Source organism: Pseudomonas sp. FFUP_PS_473 (genome assembly GCF_002858665.1).
GTDB classification, from domain to species: Bacteria; Pseudomonadota; Gammaproteobacteria; order Pseudomonadales; family Pseudomonadaceae; genus Aquipseudomonas; species Aquipseudomonas defluvii.
In genome coordinates, this window is the sequence record NZ_PJQQ01000025.1 from 72,218 (window position 1) to 78,234 (window position 6,017).

6 protein-coding genes and 1 tRNA gene are annotated in these 6,017 nt (G+C 58.8%); 5 read left to right on the plus strand and 2 right to left on the minus strand.

Annotated features, from left to right (window positions below):
* Window positions 1–9 precede the first annotated feature (9 nt).
* Window positions 10–405 carry a peptide-methionine (R)-S-oxide reductase MsrB gene (gene msrB, locus CYD26_RS17480; protein WP_099775469.1) on the plus strand — a complete coding sequence of 132 codons (396 nt, stop codon included), beginning with the start codon at window positions 10–12 and terminating at the stop codon, window positions 403–405.
* A gap of 28 nt (window positions 406–433) precedes the next feature.
* Window positions 434–919, plus strand: a complete 486-nt coding sequence (locus tag CYD26_RS17485) for a glutathione peroxidase (RefSeq protein ID WP_065760466.1) — start codon at window positions 434–436, stop codon at window positions 917–919.
* Window positions 920–943: 24 nt separating this feature from the next.
* On the opposite strand, the gene CYD26_RS17490 is transcribed toward CYD26_RS17485, so the two are convergent.
* On the minus strand, window positions 944–3,295 hold the full coding sequence (locus CYD26_RS17490; RefSeq protein ID WP_099775468.1) for a response regulator: 2,352 nt from the start codon (window positions 3,293–3,295) through the stop codon (window positions 944–946).
* 81 nt (window positions 3,296–3,376) lie between these two features.
* On the opposite strand from CYD26_RS17490, the gene CYD26_RS17495 reads away from it, so the two are divergent.
* Together CYD26_RS17495 and CYD26_RS17500 are read left to right on the plus strand one after the other, a co-directional pair.
* On the plus strand, window positions 3,377–4,270 hold the full coding sequence (locus tag CYD26_RS17495; RefSeq protein ID WP_102053200.1) for an ATP-binding protein: 894 nt from the start codon (window positions 3,377–3,379) through the stop codon (window positions 4,268–4,270).
* Window positions 4,263–4,757 carry a GAF domain-containing protein gene (locus tag CYD26_RS17500; RefSeq protein ID WP_065760463.1) on the plus strand — a complete coding sequence of 165 codons (495 nt, stop codon included), beginning with the start codon at window positions 4,263–4,265 and terminating at the stop codon, window positions 4,755–4,757. Before CYD26_RS17495 ends, CYD26_RS17500 begins: the two co-directional genes overlap by 8 nt.
* 131 nt (window positions 4,758–4,888) lie before the next feature.
* Here CYD26_RS17500 and CYD26_RS17505 read toward each other — a convergent pair whose 3' ends face one another.
* The gene (locus CYD26_RS17505) at window positions 4,889–5,656 is read right to left on the minus strand and encodes a hypothetical protein (protein WP_065760462.1); all 768 of its coding nucleotides are present in this window, start codon (window positions 5,654–5,656) and stop codon (window positions 4,889–4,891) included.
* A gap of 285 nt (window positions 5,657–5,941) precedes the next feature.
* On the opposite strand from CYD26_RS17505, the gene CYD26_RS17510 reads away from it, so the two are divergent.
* Window positions 5,942–6,017, plus strand: a tRNA-Glu gene (locus CYD26_RS17510).

Sequence of the window (6,017 nt, forward strand, 5' to 3'; positions counted from 1 at the left end):
GGTTTCCCCATGGACAAGATCGACAAAACCCTCGACGAATGGCGTGCAATGCTTGACCCGGAGCAGTACCAGGTCTGTCGTCTGAAGGGCACCGAGCGGCCGTTCAGTGGCAAGTACAACTCAACCAGGACTGATGGTGTCTACCATTGCATCTGCTGCAGCGCGCCGTTGTTCGACTCTCGGGCAAAATTCGATTCGGGCTGCGGCTGGCCCAGCTTTTACGAGCCGATTGCCGACAGCGCGATGATCGAAATCCGTGATACCTCGCACGGCATGATCCGTACCGAGGTGACGTGCGCGGTCTGCGATGCCCACCTTGGGCATGTGTTTCCCGATGGCCCGCCGCCGACAGGCCTGCGTTATTGCATCAATTCGGTGTGCCTGGACCTGGTTCCTCGAACCTGACCTGTGGACTATTCAAGGAGAGTCGGTCATGGCTGACGCACTGTTGAGCATCCCTTGCACCACGATCAAGGGTGAGCAGAAAACCCTGGTGGACTTCCCGGCCAAGGCGGTGTTGCTTGTCAATACCGCCAGCGAATGCGGGTTCACCGGGCAGTACAAGGGCCTTGAGCAGCTCTGGCAGCGTTACCGTGAGCGAGGCCTGGTGGTGCTGGCATTTCCCTGCAACCAGTTCGGTAAGCAGGAGCCGGGTGATGAACGGGCCATTGCAGGTTTCTGTGAGTTGAACTTCGGCGTCAGCTTTCCGCTGTTTGCCAAGGTCGATGTCAACGGGCCTGCGGCTCATCCCTTGTTCGTTGAGCTGAAAAAGCGGGCCCCGGGGTTGCTGGGGTCTCAGGCGATCAAGTGGAACTTCACCAAGTTCCTCTTCGACCCGGCAACGGGCCGGGTCAGTCGTTTTGCGCCCAGTACCAAGCCGGAGGCCTTGGTGGAGCAGATCGAGTCGCTGCTCAAGTGAGCACTGTCGGCAGTATGCGGCGTGTTACAGGGGCACCCACTGATTGATCAGGGTGAGCAGCTCCTCGCGGCGAAACGGTTTGGCCAGGTAGTCGTTCATGCCCGCCGCGCGGCAGCGCTCACGTTCCTCGGGCATGGCGTTGGCGGTCAGGGCGATAATCGGCAGCGTTGGCCAGCGTCCGCTCTGGCGGATCCTCCGGCTGGCCTCGTAGCCATCCATCACCGGCATGTTGCAGTCCATCAGCACCAGGTCGAAGTCGTTTCGCTCAAGCTGTTCCAGAGCCTCCACGCCTTGCTTGGCGACACTGACGTCGCAGCCGAGCTTGGCCAGCATGCCTTTCGCGACCAGTTGGTTAACCGGGTTGTCCTCGACCAGCAGGATGTGTGCTCGACGCTCGCTGTTCGGGCTGCCCTGCTGGGGTGGCGAGGTGGGGCTGTCTGAGCCGTGCAGGGCGCGTTGCAATGACTGGTACAGGGCGCTGCGGGTGAGGGGGCGTGCTTGTTGTTGCAAGGGCGCCAGTTGTGCGGCGTGTTCGCTGGACAGGAAGTTACCGTATGCCGTGATCAGCAGGATCGGTGCTTTGACGGTGGGGCGTAGGTCGAACAGCCCGCTCAGGTTGTCGGTGATCAGCAGATCAGGTTGCTGTTCGGGCAGCGTGTCGAGGTTGTCGTGCCGCCGATAATCAAGGCCCCAGGCAGGCAACAGTGTCGCCAGCAGTTCATCCAGGCCGCTGTCTGCAGTGCTGATGGCAGCAATCCGTCCTTGTAACGGTGCTGGTGCGATTGCCAGCGTGTGGGCTGGCAACGGTAACTCGGCACTGAACTGGCTGCCAAAACCTGCTTCGGAACTGATGCTGAGGCGGCCTTGCATGGCCTCGCAGAGATTATTGGTCAGGGTCAGGCCCAGGCCGGTGCCACCATACTGGCGTGTGATGCCAGCCCCGGCCTGGGTGAAGGGTTGAAATATCCTGACTTGTGCATCGTAGGGAATACCAATGCCCGTATCGCAGACATCCAGGCGTACGCCGCCAGATTCGCTGCGCAGGCGTACGTCCACGCGCCCAAAGCGGGTGAATTTCAGGGCGTTGGACAGCAGGTTGCTGACGATCTGCCTGACCCGAGTCGGGTCGCCAAGCACCAGGGCTGGAAATTTCGGATCGATCAGGCAGGTGAGCTCGACGCTGGGGGCGGCATTCTGCGAAAGCAGGCTGGCGGTGTCCTCCACCAGTGTGCCGAGGTCGAACGGGATTCGTTCCAGCTCCAGCTGTCCGGCATCGAACTTGGAGAGGTCCAGAATATCGTTGAGCAGTTCCACCAGTACTTTGCCCGAGTCGTGGGCAATCGACAGTTGCTGGCGCTGTTCGGCATTCAGTGGGCTGTCCAGTGAAAGTGCGATCATGCCCAGCAAACCGTTCAGCGGTGTGCGGATTTCGTGGCTCATGTTGGCCAGGAAGGCTGCTCGAGCCTGCGCCATGTCCAGGGCGCGGCGTCGGGCGACTTCGAGTTCTTCATTGGAACGGCTGAGGCTTGCGTTGCTGGCCCGCAGTTCATTGGTGCGTGCCGAGACGATGTTTTCCAGTTCGCTCAGGTAGTCAGTCAGGCGATTTTCGGCATTGCGCCGTTGTTGGATCTCGGTCGCCATGCTGACGAATTGCTGGTTGGCGACTTTTACCAATACCCCAATCTCATCCTGTTCATGGCCTGGCGGGAAGGAGAGCTTGTTTTGGTTGGGGTTGCGTGAGTCACTGTTGCTCAGCGCACGGATTACCCGAACCAGCGGTTTGGTCAGCATGAAGTAAAACAGGGTCAGCAGAATGCATGTCAGCACCAGGCTGCGTACAAAGCCGCTGAGCAGGGTGACTTCCGCACGTTTCAGGAAGCGGCTGCCGAAGGCGAAGGTATCGACTTCCAGAAACAGCGTGCCGAGGTACTCATCCGGCATGTGGCTGAGCTGCAGGCGTTCCTGGAATTCACGATGTTCGCCGAACAGAAAATCGCTGAGCACCCGGTAGCGGCTTTCCAGGCGTGGGCGCTGGACATCAGCCAATACGGTGTCGTTGTTGTCGATCAGGCGTACCTGGATGATCGCGGGCGACTGCAGCAGGCCCTGAGCCAGTTCCTGGGCGAGCTCCGAGTCGATGTTGTAGGCAATTCGGGAGGCCGGGTTGTGACTGATTTCCAGGAGTGCACGCATCTCGCGGTTGATGGAGGCGTCTTCACTGGCATAATCGATGCCGATCTGGAGAAGACTGAGCAAGGTACCCAGGACGAAGCCTGCCAGGACTGTCAGCCTGGCTTGCTTATAGGACAGGCGATTGGTGAACTTGATATCCATGGGTTCCGAGCCAGTTTCACATTCCGTGCGCTGCGCAAGCATAGCCGATCAGCCCCGGCTCCTGGCACGTCCTGTTGCATATTCCGCTTGCCCATTTGCCTGAATCTGTCTTGAGGAATTGATGTGGACTCTCGTGTGAATGCTTTTCTTGAGCGCGCTGGAGCTGTATTGGCGCGGTTGGAACCTCTTTTGCCTGCGCCACGCCCGGCCATTGACTGGGGACATTGCCTGGCTGCCCGTTGGCAGCGTGAAGGGCGCAGTGGCTTCCTGCTGCCGCTGGACGTGAGCCTGGACATGCGTTTGTCCGACCTGATCGGCATCGATCAGCAGCGTGAGCAGTTAAGGCGCAATACCCGTCAGTTTCTCGATGGCATGCCGGCCAATCATGCGCTGCTGTGGGGATCGCGTGGTACGGGTAAATCGTCGTTGGTGCGTGCGTTGCTGGCGGAGTATGCGACGGCAGGTTTGCGGTTGATCGAAATCGAGCGTGACCACTTGGCTGATTTGCCGCGGGTGGTTGAGCAGTTGCACAAACTGCCTCAGCGCTTTGTGTTGTTCTGTGACGACCTCTCGTTCGAGGCCGGGGAGAGCGACTATCGCGTGCTCAAAAGTGTGCTGGATGGTTCGTTGGAGCAGGCGCCGGACAATGTGCTGTTGTACGCCACGTCCAACCGTCGGCACCTCGTGCCAGAGAAGCAGAGCGACAATGAAAACTGGAAAATGATCGACGGTGAGCTTCACCCCAACGAGGCAGTGGAGGACAAGATCGCCCTGTCTGACCGTTTTGGCCTGTGGCTGTCGTTCTATCCCTTCACTCAGGAACACTTTCTGGATGTGGTCGAGCACTGGATCAGTCAGCTGGCGCAAGCCTCGGACCTGGTCTGGGTGCGTGATGAAACACTGGAAAAGGCTGCGATTCGCTGGGCCACGGGGCGTGGCAATCGTAATGGCCGTTGTGCTTATCAGTTCGCCCGTTACTGGGTAGGACTTAAATTGCTGGAGCAGAAACATGATTGATTTGAATGCAACCGGTGCTGGCTTGTCTGGCTATGGTCTGCTGGCTGCGCAACTGGAAGCCTTGCTGGCTGACGAGCGCGACTTTATTGCCAACGCTGCTCAGTTCTCGGCCTTTCTCTATAGTCAGGTCGATGACCTGAACTGGGCGGGCTTCTACCTTAATCGTAACGAAGAGTTGGTGTTGGGGCCGTTCCAGGGGCAGGTTGCCTGTGTGCGGATTCCGTTTGGCCGTGGGGTGTGCGGTGCCGCTGCCGCTACTCGGCAGACCCAGCGGGTTGAAGATGTGCATGCGTTTCCAGGGCACATTGCCTGCGACAGCGCCTCGAACAGCGAACTGGTGATCCCGCTGGTCAAGGACGGGTGCTTGATTGGGGTGCTGGACCTGGACAGCCCGAAGCTTGCGCGGTTTACGGTTGAGGATCAGGCCGGGCTGGAGCGCCTTGCCGAGATATTCCTGCGCTCAACGGACTGCTCCCTGGTGATGTAGGCAGCACGCTGCTCACGGGCAAGTCTGCTTCCAGGGTGTTGCACACGGTATGGAAGCGGGGCTTGCCAACATTGCAGGCGTTGTGTTCTCACTGACACCCCCTGATGCCGTTGCAGGGGGTGTTTCCTGTTTCAGTCGTAGATGACTTTCTTCTTCCAGTCTTCAGTGGTGTCGGACTTCAAGCCCTCGGTGAGTTCGTTGACCTCGTCTTCGGCAGGTTCAAGCGTACTCAGCACCTGTGCATTGGCGCGCGCCAGCAGCTTCTCCATATAAGCGAGCTGCTCCTGGTAGACAGCAGGTTCCGGCTGCTTTCGCAGGTATTGCACGCCGCGCTCGAAGGCCAGGCGGGCATGGCCCGGTTGGTTCTGCTGCAAGGCCTGTTGGCCCAGGTTGTTGAAGAACTCGATATGCAGCAGCACCAGAATATGACGGACTTCCTTGACCCAGTACTTGGCTTCGTTGGTCGGCAGGAAACCTTCCTGGGCTGCACGGGTCACTTGATTGTGCAAGCCTTCAAGTAGAAAGCGCACATCCTTGGCGCGGGCTTCGGTCTGGATCGGCCCTGGCGGATTGTTTACCGGCAAGGCCTCACCTTTGGCAATCAATCCTTCCAGTTCGGCGATGCGCGCCTTGATCTCACTGTTGTGCTTGTCCAGCGCCAGTTGGCGCAGGTTCAGGTTGAGTTCCAGGCGGGTCAGCAGCAGCTTCAAGGCCGGGGTCATCAACTGGCCAGGAAAGGTTTCTGTGATTTCGCCACAACGGCGCAGGCGTTCGGCCAGCTCGACTTTCAGTCGGGCCCGCTCCAGCTTGTTGTTCTCGACTACATTGTTCAGGTAGCCGATCACGATCAATAGTGCGATCCCGGCCACTATAAGCAGGGTGATCAGAAGTGGTGTCACCGTTAACGCCTCATGCAGGGTTATTTACCGTTTGAGTGTAGTGGCTTAGCTTTTAACCGGATAGACCTGTTCGAGGGTCGTCGCTCATCAGTAAAGGCGCAGTGCCTTCCCCTGTGTCGGCTGATCCTGCCGAGCCTTGAGCGGGCTGGAAAGCAGGGGGAAGTCATTGATTTAAATAAATTTGTATCTGGGGGTTGACGACTCTTCAAAGCACCCCTAGAATGCGCGCCACTTGCAGCGTAAAGCACACAGCGAAACGCAGCAGGGAGTGAAAAGTTGTAGTGTGTCCCCTTCGTCTAGTGGCCTAGGACACCGCCCTTTCACGGCGGTAACAGGGGTTCGAGTCCCCTAGGGGACGCCA